This window comes from Pseudomonas sp. GW821-FHT07G06 (genome assembly GCF_058986625.1).
Genome location: NZ_JBYSVW010000015.1, coordinates 168897 through 194368, shown reverse-complemented (window position 1 = coordinate 194368; position 25472 = coordinate 168897). Strand labels below are relative to the sequence as shown.

29 protein-coding genes are annotated in these 25472 nt (G+C 60.8%); 18 read left to right on the top strand and 11 right to left on the bottom strand.

Features of this window, described 5'->3' with window-relative positions; translation table 11 throughout:
- The first annotated feature begins 337 nt into the window (after positions 1-337).
- Entirely contained in the window at positions 338-1225 is an 888-nt protein-coding gene (gene rhtA, locus AC3WJW_RS23040) for a threonine/homoserine exporter RhtA (protein WP_102700863.1), read from the top strand.
- 168 nt (positions 1226-1393) lie between these two features.
- The gene (locus AC3WJW_RS23035) at positions 1394-1675 is read left to right on the top strand and encodes a hypothetical protein (protein ID WP_493727515.1); all 282 of its coding nucleotides are present in this window, start codon (positions 1394-1396) and stop codon (positions 1673-1675) included.
- Positions 1676-1689: 14 nt separating this feature from the next.
- Here AC3WJW_RS23035 and AC3WJW_RS23030 read toward each other — a convergent pair whose 3' ends face one another.
- Positions 1690-2250 carry a TetR/AcrR family transcriptional regulator gene (locus AC3WJW_RS23030; protein ID WP_493727514.1) on the bottom strand — a complete coding sequence of 187 codons (561 nt, stop codon included), beginning with the start codon at positions 2248-2250 and terminating at the stop codon, positions 1690-1692.
- Positions 2251-2342: 92 nt separating this feature from the next.
- Between AC3WJW_RS23030 and AC3WJW_RS23025 the strand changes: the two genes are divergently transcribed.
- Together AC3WJW_RS23025 and AC3WJW_RS23020 are read left to right on the top strand one after the other, a co-directional pair.
- A complete protein-coding gene (locus tag AC3WJW_RS23025) occupies positions 2343-3071 on the top strand; it encodes an SDR family oxidoreductase (RefSeq protein ID WP_407800394.1) in 729 nt (242 codons plus the stop codon).
- 36 nt (positions 3072-3107) lie between these two features.
- On the top strand, positions 3108-3698 hold the full coding sequence (locus AC3WJW_RS23020; RefSeq protein WP_493727513.1) for a 2-hydroxychromene-2-carboxylate isomerase: 591 nt from the start codon (positions 3108-3110) through the stop codon (positions 3696-3698).
- An 83-nt stretch (positions 3699-3781) separates the two neighbouring features.
- On the opposite strand, the gene AC3WJW_RS23015 is transcribed toward AC3WJW_RS23020, so the two are convergent.
- The 5 genes from AC3WJW_RS23015 to AC3WJW_RS22995 all read right to left on the bottom strand — a co-directional run bounded on the left by AC3WJW_RS23015 (position 3782) and on the right by AC3WJW_RS22995 (position 8494).
- The gene (locus AC3WJW_RS23015) at positions 3782-5590 is read right to left on the bottom strand and encodes an aminopeptidase P family protein (protein ID WP_493727512.1); all 1809 of its coding nucleotides are present in this window, start codon (positions 5588-5590) and stop codon (positions 3782-3784) included.
- Positions 5591-5655: 65 nt separating this feature from the next.
- Entirely contained in the window at positions 5656-6813 is a 1158-nt protein-coding gene (locus tag AC3WJW_RS23010; protein WP_493727511.1) for a cysteine desulfurase family protein, read from the bottom strand.
- A 206-nt stretch (positions 6814-7019) separates the two neighbouring features.
- Positions 7020-7634, bottom strand: coding sequence for a LysE family translocator (locus AC3WJW_RS23005; RefSeq protein WP_493727510.1), 615 nt, complete (start codon positions 7632-7634; stop codon positions 7020-7022).
- Positions 7635-7735: 101 nt separating this feature from the next.
- Positions 7736-8005: a hypothetical protein gene (locus tag AC3WJW_RS23000; protein ID WP_007973410.1), complete on the bottom strand. Its 270-nt coding sequence runs from the start codon at positions 8003-8005 to the stop codon at positions 7736-7738.
- Positions 8006-8122: 117 nt separating this feature from the next.
- Positions 8123-8494 (bottom strand): antibiotic biosynthesis monooxygenase, encoded by a 372-nt coding sequence (locus AC3WJW_RS22995; RefSeq protein ID WP_493727509.1) that lies wholly within the window; start codon positions 8492-8494, stop codon positions 8123-8125.
- Between the two features lie 95 nt (positions 8495-8589).
- Between AC3WJW_RS22995 and soxR the strand changes: the two genes are divergently transcribed.
- From soxR to AC3WJW_RS22945, 10 genes are all read left to right on the top strand, one after another.
- Positions 8590-9045 (top strand): redox-sensitive transcriptional activator SoxR, encoded by a 456-nt coding sequence (soxR, locus tag AC3WJW_RS22990; RefSeq protein ID WP_493727508.1) that lies wholly within the window; start codon positions 8590-8592, stop codon positions 9043-9045.
- Positions 9046-9171: 126 nt separating this feature from the next.
- The gene (locus AC3WJW_RS22985; protein ID WP_104448869.1) at positions 9172-9630 is read left to right on the top strand and encodes a VOC family protein; all 459 of its coding nucleotides are present in this window, start codon (positions 9172-9174) and stop codon (positions 9628-9630) included.
- Between the two features lie 224 nt (positions 9631-9854).
- Complete coding sequence (locus AC3WJW_RS22980; protein WP_493727507.1) at positions 9855-11057, top strand: PepSY-associated TM helix domain-containing protein; 1203 nt, start codon at positions 9855-9857, stop codon at positions 11055-11057.
- Positions 11054-11596 (top strand): PA2404 family protein, encoded by a 543-nt coding sequence (locus AC3WJW_RS22975; protein WP_493727506.1) that lies wholly within the window; start codon positions 11054-11056, stop codon positions 11594-11596. Before AC3WJW_RS22980 ends, AC3WJW_RS22975 begins: the two co-directional genes overlap by 4 nt.
- Positions 11593-11922, top strand: coding sequence for a hypothetical protein (locus tag AC3WJW_RS22970; protein WP_095968110.1), 330 nt, complete (start codon positions 11593-11595; stop codon positions 11920-11922). The genes AC3WJW_RS22975 and AC3WJW_RS22970 overlap by 4 nt, the downstream gene beginning before the upstream one ends.
- The gene (locus tag AC3WJW_RS22965) at positions 11919-12491 is read left to right on the top strand and encodes a DUF6162 family protein (protein WP_493727505.1); all 573 of its coding nucleotides are present in this window, start codon (positions 11919-11921) and stop codon (positions 12489-12491) included. Before AC3WJW_RS22970 ends, AC3WJW_RS22965 begins: the two co-directional genes overlap by 4 nt.
- Positions 12492-12526: 35 nt before the next feature.
- Positions 12527-13453: a metal ABC transporter substrate-binding protein gene (locus AC3WJW_RS22960; RefSeq protein ID WP_493727504.1), complete on the top strand. Its 927-nt coding sequence runs from the start codon at positions 12527-12529 to the stop codon at positions 13451-13453.
- Positions 13450-14295, top strand: a complete 846-nt coding sequence (locus AC3WJW_RS22955; RefSeq protein WP_493727503.1) for a metal ABC transporter ATP-binding protein — start codon at positions 13450-13452, stop codon at positions 14293-14295. Before AC3WJW_RS22960 ends, AC3WJW_RS22955 begins: the two co-directional genes overlap by 4 nt.
- Positions 14295-15194, top strand: a complete 900-nt coding sequence (locus AC3WJW_RS22950; RefSeq protein ID WP_493727502.1) for a metal ABC transporter permease — start codon at positions 14295-14297, stop codon at positions 15192-15194. Before AC3WJW_RS22955 ends, AC3WJW_RS22950 begins: the two co-directional genes overlap by 1 nt.
- Positions 15195-16106 (top strand): metal ABC transporter substrate-binding protein, encoded by a 912-nt coding sequence (locus AC3WJW_RS22945; protein WP_493727501.1) that lies wholly within the window; start codon positions 15195-15197, stop codon positions 16104-16106.
- 94 nt (positions 16107-16200) lie between these two features.
- On the opposite strand, the gene AC3WJW_RS22940 is transcribed toward AC3WJW_RS22945, so the two are convergent.
- The 4 genes from AC3WJW_RS22940 to AC3WJW_RS22925 form a co-directional block, all read right to left on the bottom strand.
- Complete coding sequence (locus tag AC3WJW_RS22940) at positions 16201-16431, bottom strand: MbtH family protein (RefSeq protein ID WP_493727500.1); 231 nt, start codon at positions 16429-16431, stop codon at positions 16201-16203.
- A gap of 81 nt (positions 16432-16512) precedes the next feature.
- Positions 16513-17913, bottom strand: a complete 1401-nt coding sequence (locus tag AC3WJW_RS22935; protein ID WP_493727499.1) for an aspartate aminotransferase family protein — start codon at positions 17911-17913, stop codon at positions 16513-16515.
- A 198-nt stretch (positions 17914-18111) separates the two neighbouring features.
- Positions 18112-19437, bottom strand: coding sequence for an ATP-binding protein (locus tag AC3WJW_RS22930; RefSeq protein WP_493727498.1), 1326 nt, complete (start codon positions 19435-19437; stop codon positions 18112-18114).
- A complete protein-coding gene (locus AC3WJW_RS22925; protein ID WP_493727497.1) occupies positions 19434-20114 on the bottom strand; it encodes a response regulator in 681 nt (226 codons plus the stop codon). The genes AC3WJW_RS22930 and AC3WJW_RS22925 overlap by 4 nt, the downstream gene beginning before the upstream one ends.
- A gap of 250 nt (positions 20115-20364) precedes the next feature.
- On the opposite strand from AC3WJW_RS22925, the gene AC3WJW_RS22920 reads away from it, so the two are divergent.
- The 4 genes from AC3WJW_RS22920 (at position 20365) to dsbG (ending at position 24567) form a co-directional block, all read left to right on the top strand.
- On the top strand, positions 20365-21138 hold the full coding sequence (locus tag AC3WJW_RS22920; protein WP_493727496.1) for a hypothetical protein: 774 nt from the start codon (positions 20365-20367) through the stop codon (positions 21136-21138).
- Between the two features lie 95 nt (positions 21139-21233).
- The gene (dsbD, locus tag AC3WJW_RS22915; RefSeq protein ID WP_493727495.1) at positions 21234-22970 is read left to right on the top strand and encodes a protein-disulfide reductase DsbD; all 1737 of its coding nucleotides are present in this window, start codon (positions 21234-21236) and stop codon (positions 22968-22970) included.
- Positions 22970-23824 (top strand): TlpA family protein disulfide reductase, encoded by an 855-nt coding sequence (locus AC3WJW_RS22910; protein ID WP_493727494.1) that lies wholly within the window; start codon positions 22970-22972, stop codon positions 23822-23824. The genes dsbD and AC3WJW_RS22910 overlap by 1 nt, the downstream gene beginning before the upstream one ends.
- On the top strand, positions 23800-24567 hold the full coding sequence (gene dsbG, locus AC3WJW_RS22905) for a thiol:disulfide interchange protein DsbG (RefSeq protein WP_102700840.1): 768 nt from the start codon (positions 23800-23802) through the stop codon (positions 24565-24567). Before AC3WJW_RS22910 ends, dsbG begins: the two co-directional genes overlap by 25 nt.
- Positions 24568-24630: 63 nt before the next feature.
- On the opposite strand, the gene AC3WJW_RS22900 is transcribed toward dsbG, so the two are convergent.
- Positions 24631-25449, bottom strand: coding sequence for an alpha/beta fold hydrolase (locus AC3WJW_RS22900; protein ID WP_493727493.1), 819 nt, complete (start codon positions 25447-25449; stop codon positions 24631-24633).
- Positions 25450-25472 lie beyond the last annotated feature (23 nt).

Genomic DNA, 25472 nt, shown 5'->3' with positions numbered 1-25472 from the left:
CTTTCGATCTCTCGTCAGCGGGAGGCGAATTCTACAGCGTTACTCGCTGCTGTCAACACCTCTTTTTCAACTTCCTTTGCGCTTCGATGACCTGAAGCAACCTGCTGCCGAAAACCTCGTAACTCTTTGTTTACCAAGGAGTTTTTCGTTTCGACTGCGCCGGAAGTGGGGCGAATTATAGACATCTGAAATCTGCCGTCAAGCACTGATTCAGGTTTTCTATCGATATGTGCAAAAACACTGCTTATATATAGACGCGCCTGCGGGGAATGCGCAGTATATTGCCCAACACAAATAGAAAAGCCCTAGATTCCCATATTTCGGACGATGCCACCTAATGAATGATCAGCCTCGCAGCCTGGCCTCTACCCTGTTCTCGGTTGGGCTGCTGCTCATCGCCATGGCGTCGATCCAGTCCGGAGCCTCCTTGGCCAAAAGCATGTTCTCCGTCGTCGGCCCCCAAGGGACGACAACATTACGGCTGATTTTTGCCAGTGTGATCATGATGCTGATACTGCGTCCATGGCGGGCAAAGCTCACTGCAAGGTCCCTGCGCACCGTCATCGTCTACGGTATGGCACTGGGCGGCATGAACTTCCTCTTCTATATGTCACTGCAAACCGTACCGCTGGGCATCGCGGTGGCGCTTGAATTCACCGGTCCATTGGCCGTGGCGATCTATGCCTCGCGTCGCGCGATCGACTTTTTGTGGATAGCCCTGGCCGCCGTCGGCTTGCTGCTGCTGATACCGACTGGAGAAGCGAGCGCAGGAATCGATCTGGTAGGCGCCGGTTATGCCTTGGGGGCGGGGGTCTGCTGGGCACTGTACATTTTGTTCGGGCAAAAGGCGGGAGCCGATAATGGCGTGCAAACCGCCGCGCTGGGGGTAATGATCGCCGCGCTCTTCGTAGCCCCTATCGGCATTGTCCATGCTGGTTCCGCCTTGCTGACCCCTTCATTGATCCCCATAGCCCTCGGCGTCGCCGTCTTGTCCACTGCCCTCCCCTACACCCTGGAAATGGTCGCCCTGACCCGCATGCCTGCCAGGACCTTCGGTACGCTGATGAGCATCGAGCCCGCCTTCGGCGCGTTATCAGGCTTGCTGTTCCTTCATGAATACCTCTCGCTGTCACAGTGGATGGCTATCATGTGCATCATTCTGGCCTCCGTCGGTGCAACCATGACCATGGGCAATTCCACCAGGCCAGCAGTCGCGGCAGATTGATAGCAGATATGACGCAGGTCTGGTATTTGCCGCTCAATTAGGCCATGTTTAGCCCCGCACCCAGAGTCATGCCATGGACAATTTCAGATAGGGATATCGGTACGCTTCAAGCGAAAGCGAATGCAGCCAGACCCGGGCACAAGATCCGGGGACGCTATAAGGACAGTAATGAAACGATTTTTGATGCTGATCGCCGTACTTGCAATTGCGGGCTGCGCAGCGACATCCGAAACACAGACCAAGCACGGCAGGAAAGGGCTACACATCAACTGTTCCGGACTGTCTTCGTCCTGGGACAAGTGCTACGCCAGCGCTGCCAACTCCTGCGCACCCAAGGGATACAAGGTCATCGCCAAGTCGGGAGACGCCGTGGAAGAACCCGGTGATTATCCGTTTGGCCTCAACCCCGCGGGCTATACCAGCCGCAGCATGATTGTCATCTGCAAATAGGCAGGGCCGTCGCGTCAGGTTCCCGAACTTGCGATCTGACGGCCGATTTCCTCGTAGCTGGACTTCAGCACCGTGCGCTGGACATCCGGACTAGCCAGCATGCGCGCCACGACCAACGCGCCAATGCATTGCGACAGAATTGCCCACGCCAGGCTGTCGCTTTGCAGGACACCCGCCCAACTTTCCTGAAGGCGACAAATCCAGTGCTCTGCCTGTTGGCGGACACTCACATCGGAACGGGCGATTTCCGCCCCCAATGCCGGCAATGCACAACCGGTTTCCGGATTCTCGACGTGAGACATGCTCAGGTACATTTTCAGGCAGCGCTCAAGCTTGTCACGGTCCTGCCCTTCGCCCAGCCGCGCCAGACTTTGACCCAACTCACGCTCGACAATGGTTGCGAACAACTCGTCTTTCGACGAGAAGTGGCTGTAGAAGGCCCCACCACTCAAGCCAATGGCTTTCATCAGGCCGTCCACGCCCACCGTGGAAAAACCGGACTTCTTGGCCGACAACGCGCTGCTTTCCAGCAGCCTTTGCCTGGTTTCCAGCTTGTGACTGGCCGAATAACGCATTGCCCTTCCCCCTGAATTGCTCACCTTGACGTCTGTCGAATCATAGCATAACGTTCGTTTAGTTAACGATCGTTTACCAAAGGGATCAACCCATGAATAACAAGAAGGTCGTATTGGTCGTCGGTGCAGGTGATGCCACGGGCGGCGCCATTGCCAAGCGGTTTGCCCAAGAAGGCTTTGTCGCCTGTGTCACCCGCCGCAGCGCGGACAAGCTCCAGCCGCTGGTGGAGGCCATCAAGGCTGATGGCGGCGAGGCCCACGGCTTTGCCTGCGATGCGCGTAAAGAAGAAGACGTGATCGCGCTGGTCGAGCAGATCGAAAGCCAGATCGGCCCCATCGAAGCATTTGTCTTCAACATCGGCGCCAACGTGCCGTGCAGCATTCTCGAAGAAACCGCCCGCAAGTATTTCAAGATTTGGGAAATGGCTTGTTTTTCCGGTTTTCTCAATGCGCGGGAAGTGGCCAAGCGCATGGCCAGGCGCCAGCGCGGCACGATCCTGTTCACCGGCGCCACCGCAGGCATGCGTGGCGCTGCCGGGTTCGCCGCATTTGCCGGTGCCAAGCACGGCATTCGAGCATTGGCGCAAAGCATGGCCCGAGAGCTTGGGCCGATGAATATTCACGTTGCCCATGTCATCGTCGATGGCGCCATCGATACCGATTTCATCCGTGAAAGCTTCCCCGAGAAATACGCTACCAAGGATCAGGACGGCATCCTCAATCCCGAGCATATCGCCGAAAACTATTGGTACCTCCACAGCCAGCCACGCGATGCCTGGACCTTCGAGCTGGACCTTCGCCCCTGGAGCGAACGCTGGTAAGCCCTCCCCTACAACAATAAGCAGAGCGCACCGACCATGAGCAAAACCGTGGAATTTCTTTTTGACCTGGGCAGCCCCACCACTTACCTGGCGTACACCCAACTACCGGCAATCTGTGAGCAGACCGACAGCCAGCTGATCTACATCCCGATCCTGCTCGGCGGTGTGTTCAAGGCCACCGGCAACGCCTCCCCGGCGACCATTCCGGCCAAGGGCCGCCACATGATTCAGGACCTCGACCGTTATGCCCGGCGCTATGGCGTGCCACTGAAATTCAATCCGCATTTCCCGATCAACACCCTCATGCTGATGCGAGCCGTGACCGGTATTCAATTGCACCATCCCGAGCGCTTTGTCGCCTTCATTGACTGCCTTTTCAACGCCCTGTGGGTTGACGGACGCAACCTCAATGACCCGGCAACCGTGGCAACGGTGCTGAGCGACAACGGTTTCGATCCCGATGAGGTACTGGCGCTGACCGCCGACGATACCGTCAAGGCAACGCTCAAGGACAATACCGAGAAAGCGATTCAGCGCGGCGTATTCGGCGTACCGAGCATGTTTGTCGATAATCAGCTGTACTTCGGCCAGGATCGACTGGACTTCGTGCTCGAAGCCCTGCGTTAGACCTCGATGACCAGCCGCCAGGGTCAAAGCCTTTGTTGACTACATGAGCCGGGCGCTGGAGACAGCGCCCGAACTGAAAGCAATCAAATAGCCGCGGTACGGGTGTTCAGCCACTCGAGGGCTGCACCCTCGACCAATGGGCTCAGGCGTTCGCGCACTTCGGCGTGGTAGGCGTTGAACCACTGCTTTTCGTCTTCGCTCAGCAGCGAGGTTTCCAGGCAACGGGTGTCGATCGGGCACAGGGTCAGCGTTTCGAACTTCAGGAACTCACCGAATTCGCTTTTGCCTGCCTCACGGTTCATCGCCAGGTTTTCGATCCGCACGCCCCAACGGCCCGGACGATAGGTGCCCGGTTCAATGGACGTGATCATGCCCGGCTGCATCGCCGTCTGTGGCGCAGGCGCAGCCTGATAGGCGATGACTTGCGGACCTTCATGTACGTTGAGGAAGTAACCGACGCCATGACCGGTACCGTGACCGTAGTCGACACTTTCCGCCCAGATCGGCGCACGGGCGATGGCATCGAGCAGCGGCGACAGAATGCCTTTCGGGAACTGCGCGCGGGACAAGGCAATCACGCCCTTGAGCACGCGGGTGCAATCGCGTTTTTGCTCATCGGTCGGGGTGCCCACTGCAACCATCCGCGTGATGTCGGTAGTGCCACCCAGGTACTGGCCGCCGGAGTCGATCAACAGCAGACCGTCCCCTTCGATGACCGCGTGTTCCTCTTCGGTGGCGTGGTAGTGCGGCATCGCGCCATTGGCGTTGTAGGCGGCAATGGTATTGAAGCTCAGCGACACATAATCCGGACGGCGCTCACGGGCGGCGGTGAGTTTTTCGTCGATGGTCAGTTCGGTGATGCGCTCACGGCCCAACGCCGAGTCCAGCCAGGCGAAGAATTCGCACAGTGCTGCGCCGTCCTGCTCCATGGCCTGGCGGATGTGTTCGGCGTCGGCCAGGCTTTTTTGCGACTTGGCCAGGGTGGTCGGGTTCAGGCCCTCGATCAGTTTCACCCCGCTGTCGAGGTTGTCCAGCAACCCCGCCGTGACCCGCGCCGGGTCGACTTGCAGGCTCGCGCCGCTCGGCACGGCGCGCAGTGCGGCAGCGACTTCGCTGTAGTCGCGCAAGGTCACGCCGTCCTGCTCAAGGATGGCGCGCAGTTCGGCACTGACTTTGCTCAGGGCGACAAACAGCGTGGCCTGTTGCTGATTGATCAAGGCGAAGGAAACGAATACCGGATTGAACGACACGTCGCCGCCACGCAGGTTGAACAGCCAGGCGATGTCATCAAGGGTGGCGATGAAATGCCAGTCGGCACCGCGGGCCTGAAGGGTTTCACGCAGTTTGGCGAGTTTTTCGCCACGGCTGACGGTCGCCTGGGGTGGCAAGTGCTGATAGATCGGTTCGTTCGGCAGGCTTGGGCGGTCGTTCCAGACCCCGCCAAGCAGGTCGATGTCGGTGCGCAGACGGGCGCCACGCTCTTCGAGTTTAGCGCCCAAGGTCCGCGCCGACGCCACGGCCATGACCGCGCCATCGACCGCGACAACGCCACCCTCGGGAGTTTGCTCGGCCAGCCACTCCAGTGGCCCGGGTTGACCCGGTTGCAGCTTGACCAGGTCAATGCCGCTGCCCTTGAGTTCCTTGGTCGCCTGCTCCCAGTAACGGCTGTCGGCCCAGACGCCGGCAAAATCCGGGGTCACGATCAGGGTGCCGACCGAACCATGGAAACCCGACAACCACTGACGCCCCTGCCAGTAACCTGGCAGGTATTCGGACAGGTGCGGGTCGGCCGACGGCACCAGCAAGGCGTGAATGCCCTCCCGGCTCATCAGTTCGCGGGTTTGCGCCAGGCGCTGGGGCACCGATCCATTGATCGAAAGCTGCGTATTCATCGTGTCTCCTGCTAACCACTTCATCATTATTGTTGAGTGCCGATCAACGTCGGCGCTTCGTCGCCCTATTGCCAGAATGCCGGAGCACTGGCGCAGGCTGCCTTGATCAGTTGAACCGCCTGGTCGATGTCCTGCTCGGTGGTAAAACGCCCGAGGCTCAAGCGGATGGTGCGGCCGGCCGAGCGGGCATCATGCCCCAGGGCCAGCAGCACATGGGATGGGGTATTGCTCGCGGAATTGCAGGCCGAGGTCGCAGAAAACGCGATCGAGGACAGCAACGCCGCCGGATTGAACTCGCCTTCTGCGAAGGTCAGGCTCAGGGTATGGGGAATGCGCCGGGTCGGGCTGCCGTTGAGACGCACGCCGGGAATGCCCTGCAATTGCTCGAGCAAGCGTTCACGCAATCGCACGATGGTGGCTTTCTCTTCATCGAACGCAGCGGCCGCCAGTGCAAAGGCCGAGCCCATGGCCACGATCTGATGGGTCGCCAGGGTGCCCGAACGCAATCCGCCCTCATGCCCGCCGCCATGGATCTGCGCCTGCAATCGTTGCTGGGCACGCGGACCGACGTACAACGCACCGATGCCTTTGGGGCCGTACAGTTTATGCGCGGAAAACGACATCAGGTCCACCGGCCACTGCCCGAGGTCGATCGCCACCTTGCCCGCGCCCTGTGCGGCGTCGACATGGAACAACGCCCCCCGTGCACGCACCACCTGACCGATGACAGGAATATCGTTGAGCGTCCCCAGTTCGTTGTTGACCAGCATCAGCGACACCAGGAAAGTGTCCTCGCGCATGGCTTCGCTGACCGCTTGCGCGGTAATCAGCCCATCGGCATTCGGCACCAGGTAGGTCACGGCGACACCGGCATCCTGCAGTTGCCTGGCAGTATCGAGAATGGCCTTGTGTTCGATCTGGCTGGTGATGATATGGCCACCGCCAGTACCGCGGCCCTGGGCTACACCTTTGAGCGCGAGGTTGTTGGATTCGGTGGCGCCTGAGGTCCAGACGATCTGTTCAGGTGTCGCGCCGACCAGTTCGGCGACCTGGCGTCGCGCCTGCTCCACCGATTGTCGGGCCTGCTGACCGAAGACATGAGAGCTTGAGGCCGGGTTGCCGAAATTGCCGGTAAAACCCAGACACTCGACCATCACCTTGATGACCCGCTCATCCACCGGCGTCGTGGCGGCGTAATCGAAATACAACGGACGTTTGTTCATAAAAGACTCGCAGAGCGTGTTCCGGGATCAGGAAGCTCGTGACTGCAAACGGCAAAACGCAGCCTTGTGAGCTGCGCGCTGTTTTCAGAACGCTACCAATACCTGATCGGATGCCGTTAAAGAAGAACTACTTCATTTAATAGTGCGTAGGAACGCTCCTGAAAAGTCAGCTTAACAGGCATCGGGCAACCGGTTGAAGCAATGCGTCAGCCAAAGCTTTCGAGCATCAGCGGATACAACGACCCCACGAGCAGCGCGGCCATGCCCCAATTGAACAGACGCAGCCAGCGGCGATCCTTCAGAACGTTGCGCAACAGCGTGCCGCAAGCGGCCCAGACGCCGACGCTCGGCAGGTTGATGATGGCAAAGACGGCCGCAATCACGATCACATTAACGAAGTAACCCTGCATCGGCGTGTAGGTGCTGATGGCGCCAATGGCCATGATCCAGGCCTTGGGGTTGACCCACTGGAACGCGGCGGCGCCCAGATAGCTGATCGGTTTCGCCTCGCTCTGCTGACTCTCCGACATGGGCCCGGAATGAGCGATTTTCCACGCCAGATACAGCAAATACGCCGCCCCCACGTAACGCAGCACGGTGTAGAGCAAAGGGTAAGCCTGGAACACCGCGCCAAGGCCGAATCCGACCGCCACCACCAGTACAAAGAAGCCACAAGTGATGCCGAGCATGTGCGGAATCGTGCGGTTGAAGCCGAAGTTCACCCCGGAAGCCAGCAACATGGTGTTGTTCGGACCGGGTGTGATCGAGGTGACGAGGGCGAACAGGGCAAAGCCCAGCAGCAGGTCGAGTGAGAGCGTCATGGGTGGCAGTCCGTCAGGGTCGGTCAGGTGTTGACCCTATCGCACACCTTGGGCGAAACCCATGGACAGTTACGCGAAACTTGGAGCAGTACAGTTTTACCTCAGCTTGGACGACCGTGAAGCTGTACAGATCGCCCGGCATTCATTTCCCCCTGGTTGTCGTAGCTGAACGACTTTTGCGGCTGGCCGAGCAGTTCGGCTTTTTTCGCGTGGTATTCGTCGAAGGACAATCCCCGGCGGTTCAGCGCCTCCAGCGCCAGCTCCTTGCTTTCTTCAGCCGTGTAAGGGCGAAGCTCCGGGGAAACATGGCTGGCACATCCGGCGAGCACGGAGACGGCGAGCATCAGCAAAGTGGCGATCATCGGTTTCATTTCTGGCGTCCTGGCGACTGGGTTCGAGGCAATGAACACAGGCTACCCGCGCCTCCCGGGTAGCAGAAATCAACGCTTTCAATAGTGGCTATCAGGAAATGGCGATCATTGCCCCTATCAGCGCTCGCCCACCAGACTGCAATGCAGTGCGTTGTCGTGACTGCGCTCCAGGCTGTGCAGCACCTGGAACGATCCGAAGGTCACTGACTTCGCCTGATGGACGCGGATCAGTTGCCAGAAATCCTGTTCGCCGTTTTCAAAGGCCTGGAACGCGGCCTCCCCTGCTTCGCGGGTTTGCCATTGCAGATAGTTGAGTACGCGCCGGCCATCGTCACTGGCCTGGATGCTGGCACTGAGTAAACCACGGTGGTGTCGGGCCAGATGCTCGGTCTGTGCCGACAAGGCCAACACCAGCGCGGGCTGTTGATGCGGCTCGATCTGGAACTCGATCAGTTGGGTAAAGCTGCGATTCTTCGCTGAGGCTTGCATGAAATGTCCCCCACTCATAGGAAGGCGAATCTTGCGATCCGAAGGCGTGCAGGGTAAAACCTCTAGTTAACTAGAGGTCAAGAGGCAATTTTTAAATGATCACCCCGCAAAACCTGCATAAGGAACTCACCGTCGGCCAAGTCGCGGCACGTAGCGGTGTGGCGGTCACGGCGCTGCATTTCTATGAGTCCAAAGGGCTGATCAAGAGCAACCGCAATCAGGGCAACCAGCGCCGCTACCCCAGGGAAGTGCTGCGGCGGGTGGCATTGATCAAGGTTGCCCAGCGCCTGGGGATTCCTTTGGCGGAGATCGGCGAAGCGCTCAAATCACTGCCCGACAACCGGGCGCCAACGGCGGCGGACTGGAAAATCCTGTCGGCGCAATGGAGCCGGGATCTGGATGAGCGCATCAACCAACTGACTCTGCTGCGCGATAGGCTCAACGGCTGCATCGGTTGTGGTTGCCTGTCGATGGAGGCTTGCCCACTGCGCAACGCAGGCGATGTGCTGGGAGAGCGCGGGCCGGGAGCACACTGGTTGGAGCCTAGCTGATGGCACTTGTGTGGCGTTGCTGCTCGTCGGGCGCTCGGTGAGGTGAAAGCGGCTGGCCTATATTTATCCGGCTGTACAACGAAGCAGGTACTTTCCATTCACAGAACAAGAACAGGGAGATCCATCATGAGTGTCAAACCCATTCCGGAGGGGTATCACAGCATCACCCCCTATCTGGGCATCCACAAAGCTGCCGAAGCCATCGATTTCTATAAGAAAGCCTTCGGCGCCATTGAGGTCATGCGCCTGGCCATGCCCGATGGTGGCATCGGTCACGCCGAACTGCGCATCGGCGATTGCCCGATCATGCTGGGCACACCGTGCGATCAGGGACCGCTGAGCAATCCGGACAATTCGCCGTCCGTGGGTCTGCATTTGTATGTGACGGATGTCGACAAGTCCTACAAACAGGCCATCGATGCCGGTGCCACCGTTGTATCCGAGGTCAAGGATCAGTTTTACGGCGATCGCTCGGGGACCTTGAAGGATCCCTACGGGCATCTGTGGTTCCTGGCGACGCGCAAGGAAGACCTGACCCAGGAGCAGATTGAACAACGGGCGAAGGAGATGTTTCAGCAGGGTTGAAATCTTCGATGCTGGAGCGGGCCTCTTCGCGAGCAGGCTCGCTCCCACCCTCCCGATAATGCGAAACATTTACTTTCATTTTCTCTTTCGGGATTTCCTTTGCTCATCCGTCTTACCTAGATGCGGTCCTGTCGCGTAGGCAAAAGCCACGACTGGACCTTCAGGGCGCTCATCCCTGCGAAGCCCGCAGCCGAGCTGCCTCTCATCCAGGCAAGACCTTCAATATGTCAAAGAAATCCCGTTCAAAAATCTGGTTCCTGGTCCATAGCTGGCTGGCGCTGCCGATCTGGTTTTTCGTGCTGATCGTCTGCGTGACCGGCACCCTGGCGGTGATCAGCCAGGAAATCGTCTGGCTGGCCAACCCGCCCATGCGCGCCAGCCAGCCCTCGGACGATGCACCGCTGCTCAGCTATCAGCAGGTCATCGAGGCCATCAACATGGCCGAGCCGCAGACAGTGGTGCAGAGCATCAGTCGGCCCGACGAGTCGCACTTCGCGCTGGATGTCGAAGTCAGCTATCCCGACGGACGCTCGGTGGTGATTTATGTCAATCCATACAGCGGCGTGATCCAGGGCGTCGCGCCGGAGTTCAACTTCCGCGCCTTCACCCGGGCGCTGCACGGCTGGTGGCTGGTGCCGTTCACCAACGGCTACAGCTGGGGCTGGTACCTGGTGTCGTTTCTCGGCTTGCCGCTGCTGGCTTCGCTGGTCACCGGGCTGGTGGTCTACAAACGCTTCTGGAAAGGCTTTTTCCGCCCGACCCTGCGGATTCGCCATGGCGCGCGGATTTTCTGGGGCGACTTCCACCGTTTGAGCGGCATCTGGTCGATCTGGTTCATCGCGGTGATTTCCATCACCGGCACCTGGTTCCTGATCCAGGCATTCCTGTTCGACAACCAGATTTCCATCTCCACGGAAAAGATCATTCCGGCGATGTCCCGCGAAGCGGTACCGCTGTCGCCCGATGGGTCGCCCCCGCCGCGCATCGACCTTGATCGCGCGATTGAAATCGCCACGCAGAAAATCTCCGGGCTGGAAGCCAGCTTCGTCAGCCTGCCGGGCAATGCCTACAGCCATCTGGATGTCGGAGGTCGCGGTTGGTATCCACTGATGTTCCAGACCGCGACCCTCAACCCGTACAACGGCGAAATCGCCGCTTCGCGCCTGATTTCGGACCGTTCGACCCTGGAGTTCGTCACCGAGTCCATGCGCCCGCTGCACACCGGCGACTTCGGTGGCCTGTGGATCAAGCTGATCTGGGCGTTCTTCGGCCTGTTGCTGAGCATGATGGTGCTCAGCGGCTTGCTGATCTGGACCAAGCGCACGGCACTGGCCACGGCCAATGCCTTCAAGCGCAGTAACAGGACACCGCGCGGCGCCACGGCGCAACCGGCCACCCGCAAGGAAACATCGGAGGCCAACCTGTGAGCAAAGACATTGCGGTCTCACCACCCTCGCGCCTGAGCGTGTTCTGGCACAAATGGCGCTTTCACCTGAACGTCCTGTTGCTGCTGATTCCACTCGGGTTCATGCCCAAGTACTTCGCGGATGAAGCATTGATGCGTGGCGACAGTGGCCTGGGCGAACGCGAAGTCGGCGAAGTCCAGGTCGGCCCCTGGAGCCTGCGCCTGGCGGAATTGCGCAACGCCGCCCCCACGCTCGATGGCCCGGCGGGCTACATGAAGGGTTTCAACGCGGCCCTGTGCGAGGCCTGTATCGGACAGGTCAAGGCCACTTACCTGCGTATCGGCAAACCCCGCAGCCTGCGTGCCGCCGGCGTGATTTTCTTCGGCACGCCGTACCGCATGGGCGCTTCACTGCCCGTCCCGGAAAAGACCACGGCCGACGCCGAGCTGTGGATCACCATGGAAGGCTGGGACGGCGCCATGCATCAGGCATCCATGCCTTTGAGCCAGGCCTCCCCCGCCACCATCGCCTGGCTGAACAAACAAGGAGGCAGACCATGATCAACCCGCTTCGTCCACTCAACACCCTGTTGCTGCTGCTCTGCGCCGGCTTCAGCGCCAGCGCCCTGGCCCACAACCCGATGTGCGAATGCAAGGCGATCGACGCCGAGCAGATCAAATGCACCGGCGGTTTTTCCGACGGCAGTGGCGCACCGGGCGTGACCCTCGATGTGATCGGCTACGACGAAACCATTCTGGTGCCTGGCAAACTCGGAGCCGATTCGACCCTGACGTTCAAAAAACCCGGCGCCGAGTTCTACGTGCTGTTCGACGCAGGCCCCGGTCACGTGGTGGAAATCGACCAAGCGGACATCCAGGCGCCATGAATACTTCAACGACCCAAGTTGTGCGCCCGGCCGGTGCCGGCCACGAAACCCTCTACGTCCTGCTGCTGTGCCTGATGATCCTTGCGGTCGCCGGTTCGGTGGTGCTCTGGCGCGGGGAATCCCCTGAGGTGAGCAGCGTCAACAGCCACCAACTGGATGCCCGCCGCGACCTCAGCGCCGCCGAGCAAGGCATCTACGCCGATTTGCGGGTGACCCTGGACGAGATTCATTTGCTGCGCCAGGAACAGCAAACCCTGCCGACTCCCGCGGCCCTCGCCGACGAGGGTTTTGCCCCGTTTGCCCGGGATGCCAGCTCCGTCAGCCGTGGCAGCCATGCCTGGCAATTGCTCAACGCCAAGGCCTACTTCGGCCAGAGCCAGACACCGACGGTCGCCGGTTCATTCCTGATGCGCCTGACCGCCACCGATGACGCTCCGGACATCTGGCTCAACCGCGCCAGCACGCTCACCGCTCCGGCCGACCTCAGCGACAGCGCGCTCGAAAGCGCCGGCTGGCAACAGATCGTCGCGCAATTCGATGCCGGCGTGACCCGCCAGCACCGGCATTGAACCCTCGCACTCACCCGAGAGAAGACCGCTTTCCCATGCCCATTCCATCTCAACGCTCTATCTTGCGCGTGCTGCTGATCGGCCTGCTGGCCTGCCTGCTGCCATCCCTTGCCAGTGCCGAGGCAGCCAAGCGCCTGCGCATCGGCATCACCCTGCACCCGTATTACAGCTACGTGGCGAACATTGTCGGCGACAAGGCCGAAGTGGTGCCGCTGATTCCGGCCGGTTTCAACCCGCATGCCTACGAACCTCGCGCCGAAGACATCAAGCGCATCAGCGGGCTGGACGTGATCGTGCTCAACGGCGTAGGCCATGATGATTTCGCCGACCGCATGATCGCTGCCAGCGAAACCCCGAACGTGCCGGTGATCGAAGCCAATGAAAACGTGCCGCTGCTCGCCGCCACCGGTGTTGCCGCCCGGGGTGCCGGCAAAGTGGTGAACCCGCATACCTTCCTGTCGATCAGCGCCTCGATCGCCCAGGTCAACAACATCGCCCGGGAGCTGGGCAAGCTCGATCCGGCCAATGCCAAAACCTACACCGAGAACGCCCGCGCCTACGGCAAGCGCCTGCGCAAGATGCGCGCCGATGCCCTGGCCAAACTGACCCAGGCGCCGAACGCCGAGTTGCGCGTGGCCACGGTGCACGCCGCCTACGACTACCTGCTGCGCGAGTTCGGCCTGGAAGTGACAGCCGTGGTCGAGCCGGCCCACGGTATCGAGCCGAGCCCGAGCCAGTTGAAAAAGACCATCGACCAACTGCGTGAGCTGGACGTGAAGGTGATCTTCTCGGAGATGGATTTTCCCTCCACTTACGTCGACACCATCCAGCGCGAATCCGGCGTGAAGCTGTATCCGCTGTCGCATATTTCCTACGGCGAGTACACCGCCGACAAGTACGAAAAGGAAATGACCGGCAACCTCAACACCGTGGTGCGGGCGATTCAGGAGTCGGGGGCATGACATCGAAAGAAACCATCCTGGCCGATGCAGAGTCCCCTGTGGGAGCGAGCCTGCTCGCGAACGCGTCCAGTCAGGCGACTTCGTCATTGAATGACACACCGCTATCGCGAGCAAGCTCGCTCCCACAGGTTTTGGGACCGACTCTGGATTTCGCCGACGTCAGCCTGACGCTGGGACGCACGACGATCCTCGACAAGGTAACCTTCAAGGTCCGTCCCGGCAGCGTGCATGCGCTGGTCGGCCCCAACGGCGGCGGCAAGAGTTCGCTGATCAAGACCCTGCTCGGGCAAATGCCGCATCAGGGCCGCTTGACCCTGCAATGGTCGGCCGGGCCGGGGACCGTTGGCTACGTGCCACAGGCGCTGGAGTTCGACCGGGGTTTGCCGATGACCGTCGACGATTTCATGGCTGCCATGTGCCAGCGTCGCCCGGCCTTTCTCGGCTTGAGCAAACATTACGCGGCGGCGATTGGTGAGGCCCTTGAACGGGTCGGCATGCAGGACAAGCGCAAGCGCCGCATGGGCGCATTGTCCGGCGGCGAACGCCAGCGGGTATTGCTGGCCCAGGGGCTGATTCCGCCTCCGCAACTGCTGGTGCTCGACGAGCCGATGTCGGCCCTCGATGAAGCCGGGATCCGGGTGTTCGAACGTCTGCTCGGCGACTGGCGAGCAGCGGGCATCACCGTGCTGTGGATCGAGCACGACCTGGAAGCGGTCGGGCGCCTGGCCGATCACGTCACCGGCCTCAATCGCCGCGTGCTGTTCGACGCCACGCCACAACAGGCACTGACGCCGGAGCGCCTGCTGACCCTGTTCTCGACTCACCCACGGAGCCTTGCCTGATGAGTTACGAAGCTTTTCGCCTGATGGTCCAGGGTTGGGCATCGTCGGGTTATCTACCCGAGGCGCTGGCCTATGGGTTTGTGGTCAATGCGCTGCTCGCCGGCCTGCTGATCGGCCCGGTGCTGGGCGGCCTGGGTACGCTGGTGGTGGTCAAGCGCTTCGCGTTTTTCTCCGAAGCCGTCGGCCATGCCGCGTTGACCGGCGTGGCCATCGGCATTTTGCTCGGCGAACCCTACACCGGTCCCTACGGCAGTCTGTTCGGCTACTGCCTGCTGTTCGGCATTCTGCTCAACTACCTGCGCAACCGCACCGGCCTGGCACCGGACACCTTGATCGGCGTGTTCCTCTCGGTGTCGCTCGCCCTGGGCGCCAGCCTGTTGTTGATTCTGGCGGGCAAGATCAACGTGCACATCCTGGAAAACGTGCTGTTCGGTTCGGTGCTGACGGTCAACGGCAATGACCTGCTGGTGCTGGCCATTGTCGGTTCGCTGGTGATGATCCTGGCTTTGCCCTTGTACAACCGCATCATGCTCGCCAGCTTCAATCCGCAACTGGCGGCGGTGCGCGGGGTGGCGGTGAAGGCCCTGGATTATCTGTTCGTGATCCTGGTGACGCTGATCACCGTCGCCGCGGTGAAGGTCATCGGTGCGATTCTGGTCGGCGCGCTGCTGGTGATTCCGGCAGCGGCGGCGCGTTTGCTCAGCCAATCGCTGAAGGGCTTTTTCTGGTGTTCGGTGCTGATCGCCACCGTCAGCACACTGTGCGGGATTCTCGCGCCGATCGTCTTCGACCTGCCCATTCCATCCGGCGCCGCGATCATCCTCGTGGCCGGTATCGCCTTCGCCCTGGCCGCCATTGCGCGCGGCATCGTCCCCAGCCTGAAAGGGAACCTTGGATAAATGATTTTTTCTCTGCGCCAACTGACCCTCGCGGTGGCCCTGTGCGGGCTGGCCGCCACGACCTTCGCCGCAAGCAACGGCAAACCGCTGCGCGTGCTGGCCTCTTTGCCGATTACCTATGGTCTCGGTGAACTGCTGCTCAAAGACACCGACGTCAGCCTCGAACGCGCCGCGCCGGCCAATCTGCCCGGCAGCCGCCAGACGGCCTACTTCACCGGCCGAGGTGCCCCGGCACTGGCCCAGCTGGCGAAGGATGCCGATGCGGTGATCGGCCTGCGCTCACTATGGCCGGATGACCCGCTGTACCCGATCTCCCGGCGCAGCAATATCCGTATCGTCGAAGTCGATGCCGCCCGCCCGGTGGACGGCGCCCTGCCCGGCATCGCCGTGCAGCCGGGCAACAGGGTGGATGGCCTCAACAGCCAGCCGTGGTTTTCCAGCAACAACATGGGGCGCATGGCCGATGTGATGGCGGCGGACCTGGTACGCCTGGCCCCCGAAGCCAAGCCGAAAATCGAAGCCAACCTGGCAGCCCTCAAGCAACGCTTGCTCAAGCTCAGTGCTGACAGCGAAGCGCGGCTGGCGACGGCCGATAACCTCAGTGTGATGAGCCTCAGCGATCATTTCGGCTACCTGATCGGTGGGCTCAATCTGGAGCTGGTAGGGCTGGATGCGCGACCGGATGCGCAATGGACACCGGAAGCGCTCAAGGCGTTGAGCGCGATGCTCAAGGACAACGACGTGGCGGTAGTGTTGCATCACCGGCAGCCTTCGGAAACGGTGAAAGCCGCGATTGCTGAGGCCGGGAGTCGGTTGGTGGTATTGAGTACCGATGCTGAAGACCCGGTGGGTGAACTGGAGGGGAATGTGGACAGCGTGATCAAGGGGTTGAGCAACGGGCCTTCGGCCTAAGATCAAAAGATCGCAGCCTTCGGCAGCTCCTACAGGATGCGCATCTTGTAGGAGCTGCCGAAGGCTGCGATCTTTTACCAGGAAGCCCGCTGATTCAAGCGGGCTTCACAGCCGCCTGCTCATCCATTTTTTGGCGCAGGCTCAACGGACGCATGTCAGTCCAGGTCTCTTCGATATAGGCCAGGCATTCCTTTTTCAGCCCGCTTTTGCCCACGGTGTGCCAGCCCTGCGGCACGGCTTTGTAATCGGGCCAGATCGAGTATTGCTCTTCATGGTTGACCACGACCTGAAAGAGGATGTCCTCGCGGTCGAATACTGAAGTCATGCTGTCTCTCCATCGATGTTGGGCGGGCTGCGCCGTGTGCGCAGCCGTTATGTAAAAGGAACGTTGCGCGGCGCGAAAAATTTACTGATCGCGGGTGGCAGCAGCCAGGGCCCGGCCGAAAATCCCGGCTACCTGATCGATTTCCGCAGCGCTGATCACCAGTGGCGGCAAGAAGCGCACCACCGCGCCATGGCGGCCACCGAGTTCCAGGATCAAGCCACGCTTGAGGCATTCACGCTGTACCAGGGGTGCCAGGCGGGCGAACGCCGGCGGGTGACCCTGGGCATCCTGCGCACCCGTCGGATCGACCAGTTCGACACCGAGCATCAAGCCACGCCCACGAATATCACCCAGTTGCGGGAAGTCCCGTTGCAGGATGCGCAAGTGCTCGGCCAGGCGCTCGCCCATGGCGGCGGCATGCTCGCAGACCTTGTGTTCGACCAGATAACGCATCACTGCGGAACCGGCGGCCATGGCCATCTGGTTGCCACGGAAGGTCCCGGCGTGGGCGCCCGGCAGCCAGGTGTCGAGCCAGTCGCGGTAGACCACCACCGCCAGCGGCAGGCTGCCGCCGATGGCCTTGGACATCACCACGACATCGGGAATGATCCCGGCGTGTTCGAAGGCAAACATCTTGCCGGTACGGGCGAATCCGCTCTGGATTTCATCGACGATCAGGGCGACGCCCGCCTTTTCGGTGATCCGCCGCACACCGCGCAACCAGTCCAGGTCGGCCGGAATCACCCCACCCTCGCCCTGCACCACTTCCACGATTACCGCCGCTGGCAATTGCACGCCGGCCTCGGGGTCGTTGAGCAGGTTTTCCAGATAACTCAGGTTGGCTTTTACCCCTTGCGCACCGCCCAACCCGAACGGGCAGCGGTAATCGTAAGGGTAAGGCATGAACTGCACGCCGCTGCCGAGCAAGGCGCCCAGCGGCTTTTTCGGCCCGAGGCTGCCCATCAGGCTCAATGCGCCCTGGCTCATGCCGTGATACCCGCCCTGGAACGAGATCACGGTGCTGCGGCCAGTGGCGGTACGCACCAGCTTCAGGGCGGCTTCCACGGCGTCGGTGCCCGTGGGACCGCAGAACTGAATCTTCGCTTCAGCGGCCAGGGCCGGCGGCAGCAGACCGAACAGGTCCTGGACGAACTGATCCTTGACCGGGGTGGTCAGGTCCAGGGTGTGCAGCGGCAGTTCATCGGTCAGCACTTGCTGGATGGCCTGGATCACCACCGGGTGGTTGTGCCCCAGGGCCAGGGTCCCGGCACCGGCCAGGCAGTCGATGAACGTGCGGCCTTCGACGTCTTCGACGTAAATACCCTTGGCGCGCTTGAGCGCCAGGGGAATCCGTCGCGGATAGCTGCGGGCGTTGGATTCCTGCTGGCTCTGGCGGGCCAGCAGCGGTGATTCGTTGAATTGATAAAGCCTCTCGGCGGACGTCGCCGGCTGATCTTCGATAAGGCTGGTAGCGACTGACATATCTCGACCCCTCAATACGGTTTTCCTGTTCTGGAAACGCATCAGCGCTTGAGGGATTTAGGCGGTAACACGGAAACCTTTGTAGGAGCGAGCTCTGCTCGCGATGGACTCAAGAACACCGCGTGCATTCAGAAAGCACGCGTTATCGTTATCGACCATTGCGAGCAAGCTCGCTCCTACAGGGGGTTGTGGTGTTTTTCAGGCAGGTTGCAGCGGCATCGTCAGCTCGACCCGCAAGCCGTCCGGTCGACTATCGAAATGCAGCGTACAACCGCAACGCTGAACGATCGCCTGGACAATCGCCAGCCCCAGGCCACAACCCGTGCTCTGGCCGTTGCGCCAGAAGCGTTGGGTCAAGTGTTGCAAATCCTCTTCGGCAATCCCCGGCCCATGGTCGCGCACCACGAACTGCACACGATTGCCGGTGGTTTCCAGGCTCAACTCCACCGCTTTGTCGGCGGGAGTATGGCGCAGTGCGTTGTCGAGCAAATTGCGCAGCGCGGCGATCGACAACACCGCGGGCATTTGTACTGGCGCAGCGGAGACCTTGCCCGGCGCCTGAAACCTGATGCGCTGGCGATCGCCGCTCGCCGCATCCTGAATCGCCAGTTTTGCCACTTGCTCGGCGTTGCACTGCACACCGTCGTCAAACGACAGGCTGCCCTCGACCCGCGCCAGCAACAGCAATTGCTCGAGGGTGCGGTGCATGCGATCCGCCCCTTCTTCGGCGCGCGCCAGGGATTGGTCCCGGGCGCTACCGTCGGTCATGCGCGCCACTTGCAGGTGGGTCTTGATGGCGGTCAGCGGGCTGCGCAACTCGTGGGCCGCGTCACCGGTCAGGCGACGTTCGCGCTCGATGGTCTTGCCGATGCGCTGGAGCAACTGGTTCTGGGTTTCCAGCAAGGGCTGCAGTTCGCTGGGCAATGGCTGGATCTGCAAGGGTTCCAGGGAGTCGGCGCTGCGGCGCATCAAGGCGTCGCGCATGCGGTTGAGCGGCGCCAGCCCCTGGCCGATGCCCAGCCAGAGCAGGCACAGGCAACCGAGCAGCGCCACGCCCACCGGTACCGAAGCGGCCAGCAGGATCGACATGTTCAACGCCTCACGCTCAATCTGCCGGTCGGCGGTGGTGATGCGCAGATCGCCCCGGGCCAGTGTGAAACTGCGCCACGGCGCGCCGTCGATCATCTGATCGTGAAAACCCAGCTTCTCGGCCTCCAGAGCCTGCTGCGGATCGGTGTGGCTGCGGGCAAGGATTTCACCGCGCAGCGAACTGACCTGGCACGCCATGCCACCCGGTATGTTCAGTTGTTCGGCGCTGAAGTGGGTGCCCTCGCCCTTGCTCGGCACGGGCGGCAGTTGCTCCATCAGGCCGGCGACCATGCGCGCCGACGCCACCAGGCGCTGGTCGAGGGAAAACATCATTTGATTGCGCAAATCGCTGAGCATCCAGGCCGCAGCCAGGGCCCAGATCAGCGCAAACGCGGCACCGAGCGTCAGGCTCAGGCGCAAACGCAGACTCATCACTTCGATTCTTCTCCGCCATCAGCCGGCCCCAGGCGATAGCCCAGGCCACGCACGGTCTCGACAATGCCATTGCCGAGCTTGCGCCGCAGGTGATGGATATGGACGTTGAGGGCGTTGCTTTCCAGCTCGTCGTTGAAACCGTAGACGCTGTCCTTCAGTTGCTCGGTGGACAGCACCCGGCCACGGTTATGCAACAAGGCTTGCAACAGGGACTGCTCGCGACGCGATAGGTCCACCGGCTGGCCAGCGAGTGTGGCTTCGCGGCTGCTCGGGTCGTAGGTCAGGGCGCCGTGTTCGATCAGGTTGACGCTGCGCCCCGCCACCCGTCGCAACAGCGTGTGCAGGCGCGCAGCGAGTTCGCGCAGGTCGAAGGGTTTGAGCAGGTAATCATCGGCACCGGCTTGCAGGCCATCGACGCGGTCGGTGACCGAATCCCGCGCGGTGAGGATCAAAACCGGCAACTCAAGGCCCTGATGGCGCAACTGCTGCAGCAACTTGAGGCCATCTTCGTCCGGCAAGCCGAGGTCGAGCACCATCACGTCGAACTCGGCCACCTTGAGCATCGCCCGGGCAGCGGACGCCGTGGCCACGTGCTCCACGGTCAGGCCCTGGGCGGTCAGGCCGGCAACGATGCCGCTGGCGATTAACGCATCGTCTTCGCAAACCAGTACGTGCATGACAGCTCCGTGGATAAAAACATGAGTCAAGCAGGTGAGGATTAAGGCCCAATTATGACAAGCCATGTGAATGAGGAGAAGCGCCAGGTCCGCCCGGAGTCGTTGTATCAGCTATTACTTGCCGTCTGGAACAAGCCTTAAACAACTAATAGCAATCTGAACATTTAAATAACGAAACAAAGCACACTGAACAGACCTTTAACAACTGCATAAAATCATGCACCAGCGAATCACTATCGACAGAGTGAAAATGGATCTGAACGTACCGCTGAACAACATCAATAAAACTGAAAGGAATCAGAATATGCGCACATTAAAAAACATGGTCGCCGTTGATTGGCGATCCGGAAAAGATCGTTATTACTTCTTTTTCAAAGACACCGAAACCTACACACGATTCGATATTGGAGATCACGGCGTTCCTGACGGATACCCCGCACCAGTCAACTCAGGCAACTGGGACAAATTTCACTCATACGTCAAAAACCTTCGATTCGGATTCTCGACTACCAATATCTACAAGTTCGCTGGACAGGAAGCTTTTGACGCGGACTTTCTAATGCTTTTCTACTACAACGGCAATACACCCATGTGCTGTTGGTACGATCAAGACCAGGACAAGGCAATTTTCCGCAAACCTGTGGCAGATACTCATTGGCGCCCTATTCTTCCGTACTTTGACAAAATTGTAGCGGCCACATGGTGGGAAACCGGCGGTGCAAACTGGATAGGAAAAGTGTCACCCTTTCGATTCCTCATGAACGACGGGCAGTCCTTCTGGTTTGATATTTATAAATCGGATGTGCTCCTTCAGCCCATCGATGAAAGCACCTGGCCTGGCTTGGCACCGTACAAGGATCGGATTCTCACTGGCGTTCAAAATGACCGAACGATGGCCCAGAGTCATTTCCATATCTTCCTGACCGATAATGAGTTCATGACCTATACCATCCCTAACAGCGAACTCGTGCACGGCCCCAGGAAGGTCGATGAAGACACTTGGCCGGGTCTGCTTCGCGACTGAACCTGGCCAGACCATGGCAGGCGAGCGGCGGTTAATCATCGGTTAATCGCCGCCGCACATTGTGCACCTCACCTGCACTGAGCCAAGGTTTTTCCATGCGTCGACTGTTTTTGTTTTTTGTTCTCTTGATCTCGGGTCTGGCCCAGGCGGGAACCAATCCGTTCGAAACCAAACCCGACTTTCTTCCGGTCGGCAAAGCCTTCATTTTTACCTCCGAACGCCTGGAATCCGGCGAGACCCAGCTGTTCTGGCAGATTGCCGACGGCTATTACCTGTATCAGAAGCGCCTGAAATTCGATGGCCTGCCGGAACAGCACAAACCCGCGCTACCGGAGGGCGAGGCCCACAGCGACGAGTTTTTCGGTGAGCAACAGGTTTATCGACAAGGCCTGGAACTGAAAATCCCTGCCGGGGCCAGTGGCCAGATCAAGGTAGGCTTCCAGGGCTGTGCGGATGCCGGTTTGTGTTATCCACCGCAAACCCAGATCGTGGACCTGGGCGACAGTGCCACCGTTAATTCAGCCACCGAAGCGCCAGATCAGGCCTTGGCCAGCGACCTGCAACAACGGGCGCTGGGCTGGAGCCTGCTGGTGTTCTTCGGTCTGGGTCTGCTGCTGGCCTTCACCCCTTGCTCGCTGCCGATGCTGCCGATTCTGGCCGGGCTGATCGTTGGCAGCGGCGCCTCGCCCAAACGCAGTTTCGCCCTGGCCGGCAGTTACGTGATCAGCATGGCGCTGGTGTATGCGGCGATGGGTGTCCTGGCCGCCTCCCTCGGGGCGAACCTGCAAGCCTGGTTGCAGAACCCCTGGCTGCTGGGCAGTTTCGCGGCGATTTTCGTGTTGCTGGCGCTACCGATGTTCGGCTACTTCGAGCTGCAACTGCCGGTGGCTGTGCGGGATCGACTGGAAAACGTTTCGCGTAATCAGCGCGGCGGAAGCCTGGTCGGCGCTGGTGTGCTGGGTGCGTTGTCGGGGTTGTTGGTCGGCCCGTGCATGACCGCCCCCCTGGCCGGCGCGCTGCTGTACATCGCGCAAAGCGGTAACGCATTGCATGGTGGATTGATTCTGTTCGCCTTGGGCATCGGCATCGGTGTGCCGCTACTGTTGCTGGTGACCGTTGGCAATCGCTTCATGCCCAAGCCGGGCGCATGGATGAACCTGGTCAAAGGCATTTTCGGCTTCCTGTTCCTCGCCACGGCGCTGCTGATGTTGCGCCCGGTGCTGGATGAGTCGCTGTGGGTCGGCCTGTGCGGGGCGTTGTTGTTGATTGCGGCGTACAGTGCCTGGAAACAGTCGGATGGCTTCGGTCGCATTGCTCACCTATTCGGTGCCAGCTCGTTGCTGCTCGGCTTGTGGGGCAGTCTGTTGATGATCGGTGCGGCCGGCGGCAGTGATGATCTGCTCAAGCCGTTACAGGTCTTCCGCGCGTCCAATTCTGCCGTCGCTGCCATGCCGACCGGCCACGATGCGTTCACTACGATCAAGGACCCGGTTGCGCTGCAAAGGGAGCTCGATGTGGCGCAGGCTCAGGGCCAGTGGGTGCTGTTGGATTACTACGCCGACTGGTGCGTGTCGTGCAAAGTCATGGAAAAGCAGGTGTTTGGCAAACCCCAAGTGCTTGAAGCCTTGAGCGATGTGCGCTTGCTCCGCCTGGACGTCACCGCCGACAATGCCGCCAGCCGCGAGTTGCTCGGCCGTTACAAAGTGCCAGGGCCACCGAGCCTGCTGTGGATTGGCGCTGACGGTGAAGAGCGGCGCAGCCAGCGCATCACCGGCGAGGTCGATGCCGACACTTTCCTGCAACGCTGGATCACCACCCGAGACGCCCGTTAATGCTGACCTTCACCCTCGGCACCTTTGCCATCGCGCTCAATCACCTGCTGCTGATCAGTGCGCTGGCGCTGGCCACTTTTGTCGGCTGGCGGGTGGCCAAGCGTGGCGGTGATAACCCCGAGTCCGCGCTGTTCAGCCTGTTCCTACTGGGCATGCTGGCGGCCAGGATCGGTTTCGTGGTGGTCTATTGGGCGCACTACCGCAATGATCCGTGGCAGATCATCGACCTGCGCGATGGCGGTTTTCTCGCCTGGCCGGGGGTGATTGTCGTGCTGCTCACCACGCTGTATCGCGGCTGGCGTCGCCCGGGTCTGCGCCGCCCACTGGGCTTTGGCGCGGCCAGCGGCCTGGCGTTCTGGTTGTTGGCAACGTACTCCCTGTCGATTTATGAACAAGGCACACGCCTGCCGGAAATCGCCCTGCGCAACGCCGCCGGCGAAACCGTGCAACTGGCCGACTACAAGGGCGGCCCGTTGGTGATCAATCTCTGGGCCACCTGGTGCCCGCCGTGCCGCCGTGAAATGCCGGTGCTGGAAAGCGCCCAGCAACAACGTCCGGACCTGACGTTCCTGTTCGTCAACCAGGCGGAAAGCATGCAAAGCGTCGCGACCTTTCTGGAAACCCAGGGCCTGAGCCTGTCCAACGTGCTGTTCGACGGCGGCGGGCGACTGAGCCAGGCCGTCGGCTCCATGGCATTACCGACTACGCTGTTCTACAGCCCCGAAGGTCGCCTGCTGGGCAGCCATCTGGGTGAGCTGTCAAACGCCAGCCTGGCTCGCGCACTGGAAAACTTCGACACCGTACCCGCCACCTCTTCAAGGAAACTGCCATGCCCCGCCTCCGCCACCTGCTGACCCTGAGCCTCGGTGCTGCCCTATTGCACCTGCCGTCGGTGCAGGCCGAAGAGTTGCCCGATGCGATCAGGAAAATCGAGGCCAAGGGCGCGAAAATCGTCGGCCAGTTCGACGCCCCCGACGGTTTGCGCGGTTATGCCGCGCAATACCAGGGCCGCGGCATGGCGCTGTACCTGACCCCGGACGGTAAACACGTGTTGCTGGGCAACCTGTACGACGCAGAGGGTAATGACCTGAGCAGCGCGCCATTGCAGAAACTGGTGTACGCGCCGATGGCCAAGGAAGTCTGGGCCAAGTTCGAAACCAGTAACTGGATCGGCGACGGCAAGAAGGATGCGCCGCGCGTGGTGTACCTGTTCAGTGACCCGAACTGCCCGTACTGCAACATGTTCTGGGAACAGGCGCGGCCTTGGGTCAAGGCCGGCAAGGTGCAGTTGCGCCACATCATGGTGGGCATCATCCGCGAAGACAGCCCGGGGAAATCCGCCGCACTGCTCGCCGCCAAAGACCCGGAAAAAGCCCTGCAAGACCACGAAGCCGCCGGCAAGGGCAGCTCGCTCAAGGCCTTGAAGGAAGTGCCGCCAGCGATTCAGGCAAAGTTCGCGGCCAACATGCAATTGATGGAAGAGCTGGAGTTGCAGGCGACCCCGGCGATTTTCTACATGGACGACAAGGGTAACCTGCAACAACAGCAAGGCGCGCCGTCACCGGACAAACTGGTGAAGATTCTCGGGCCGAAGTAAGCACGATCAAAAGATCGCAACCTTCGGCAGCTCCTACAGGGCTGCGATCTTTTTTCGAAAACCCTACGCCGGATTGCGCTCAGCCAAAAACTCCAGCAGCGCCTGGGTGACAAACTGCGGATTCTCCAGACTGGAAATATGCCCCGCCTCCGGCACCAGCACCCACGGGCAGCCAATCAGCTCAGCCATTTCACGGGTTTCCTCCGGTGGACGCGGGATGTCCTGATCACCGCACATCACCAGTGTGCTGGCACCGTCCAGCTCGCCCAGCCGGTTCATACAGTCATCACGGCCAAAGGTAATGCGCCCCATCGGCACGATGCTTTCACGCAGGCGATCGGCGGGCAAGGCAGCCAACGCCGCACGGAAGTTACGATACAGCGCCGATTGCGGGTCGATACCGGGGCGAAAGAAGATCGGCACCACGATGTCCAGCAGCGCAGGAGTGATGACGCCTGCCTCTTCGATCTGCTTCAACAGTGAAAAGTAATACTGGCGAGTCGGCTCGGGTTCAGCGCCGACGTAGGTGTCCATCAGCACCAGCCCGTTGATCCGGTGTGCAGCCGATAAGGCCAGGCGCGTTCCCCACATGCCACCGACCGACAAACCGACCAGCGTGACCCGCTCGATGTCCAGATGATCGAGCAAGACCAATGCCTGACGCGCCAGGTCATCCAGCGATTCAGTGCCGACAGGCAACGGCCCGGATTGACCGTGCCCCCACAGGTCCAGGGCTATCACGCGATACTGTTGCGCCAGCGCGGCAATCTGCGGCGCCCACATGCCCTGGTCCCACAGGTAACTGCCGGCCAGCAGTACAGCGGGGCCGGTGCCTTGATCGATGTAGTGAAGGGCTTGTCCGTCTATCGTTACGAAGGGCATCGACTGTCTCCGCGAGCAAAAAG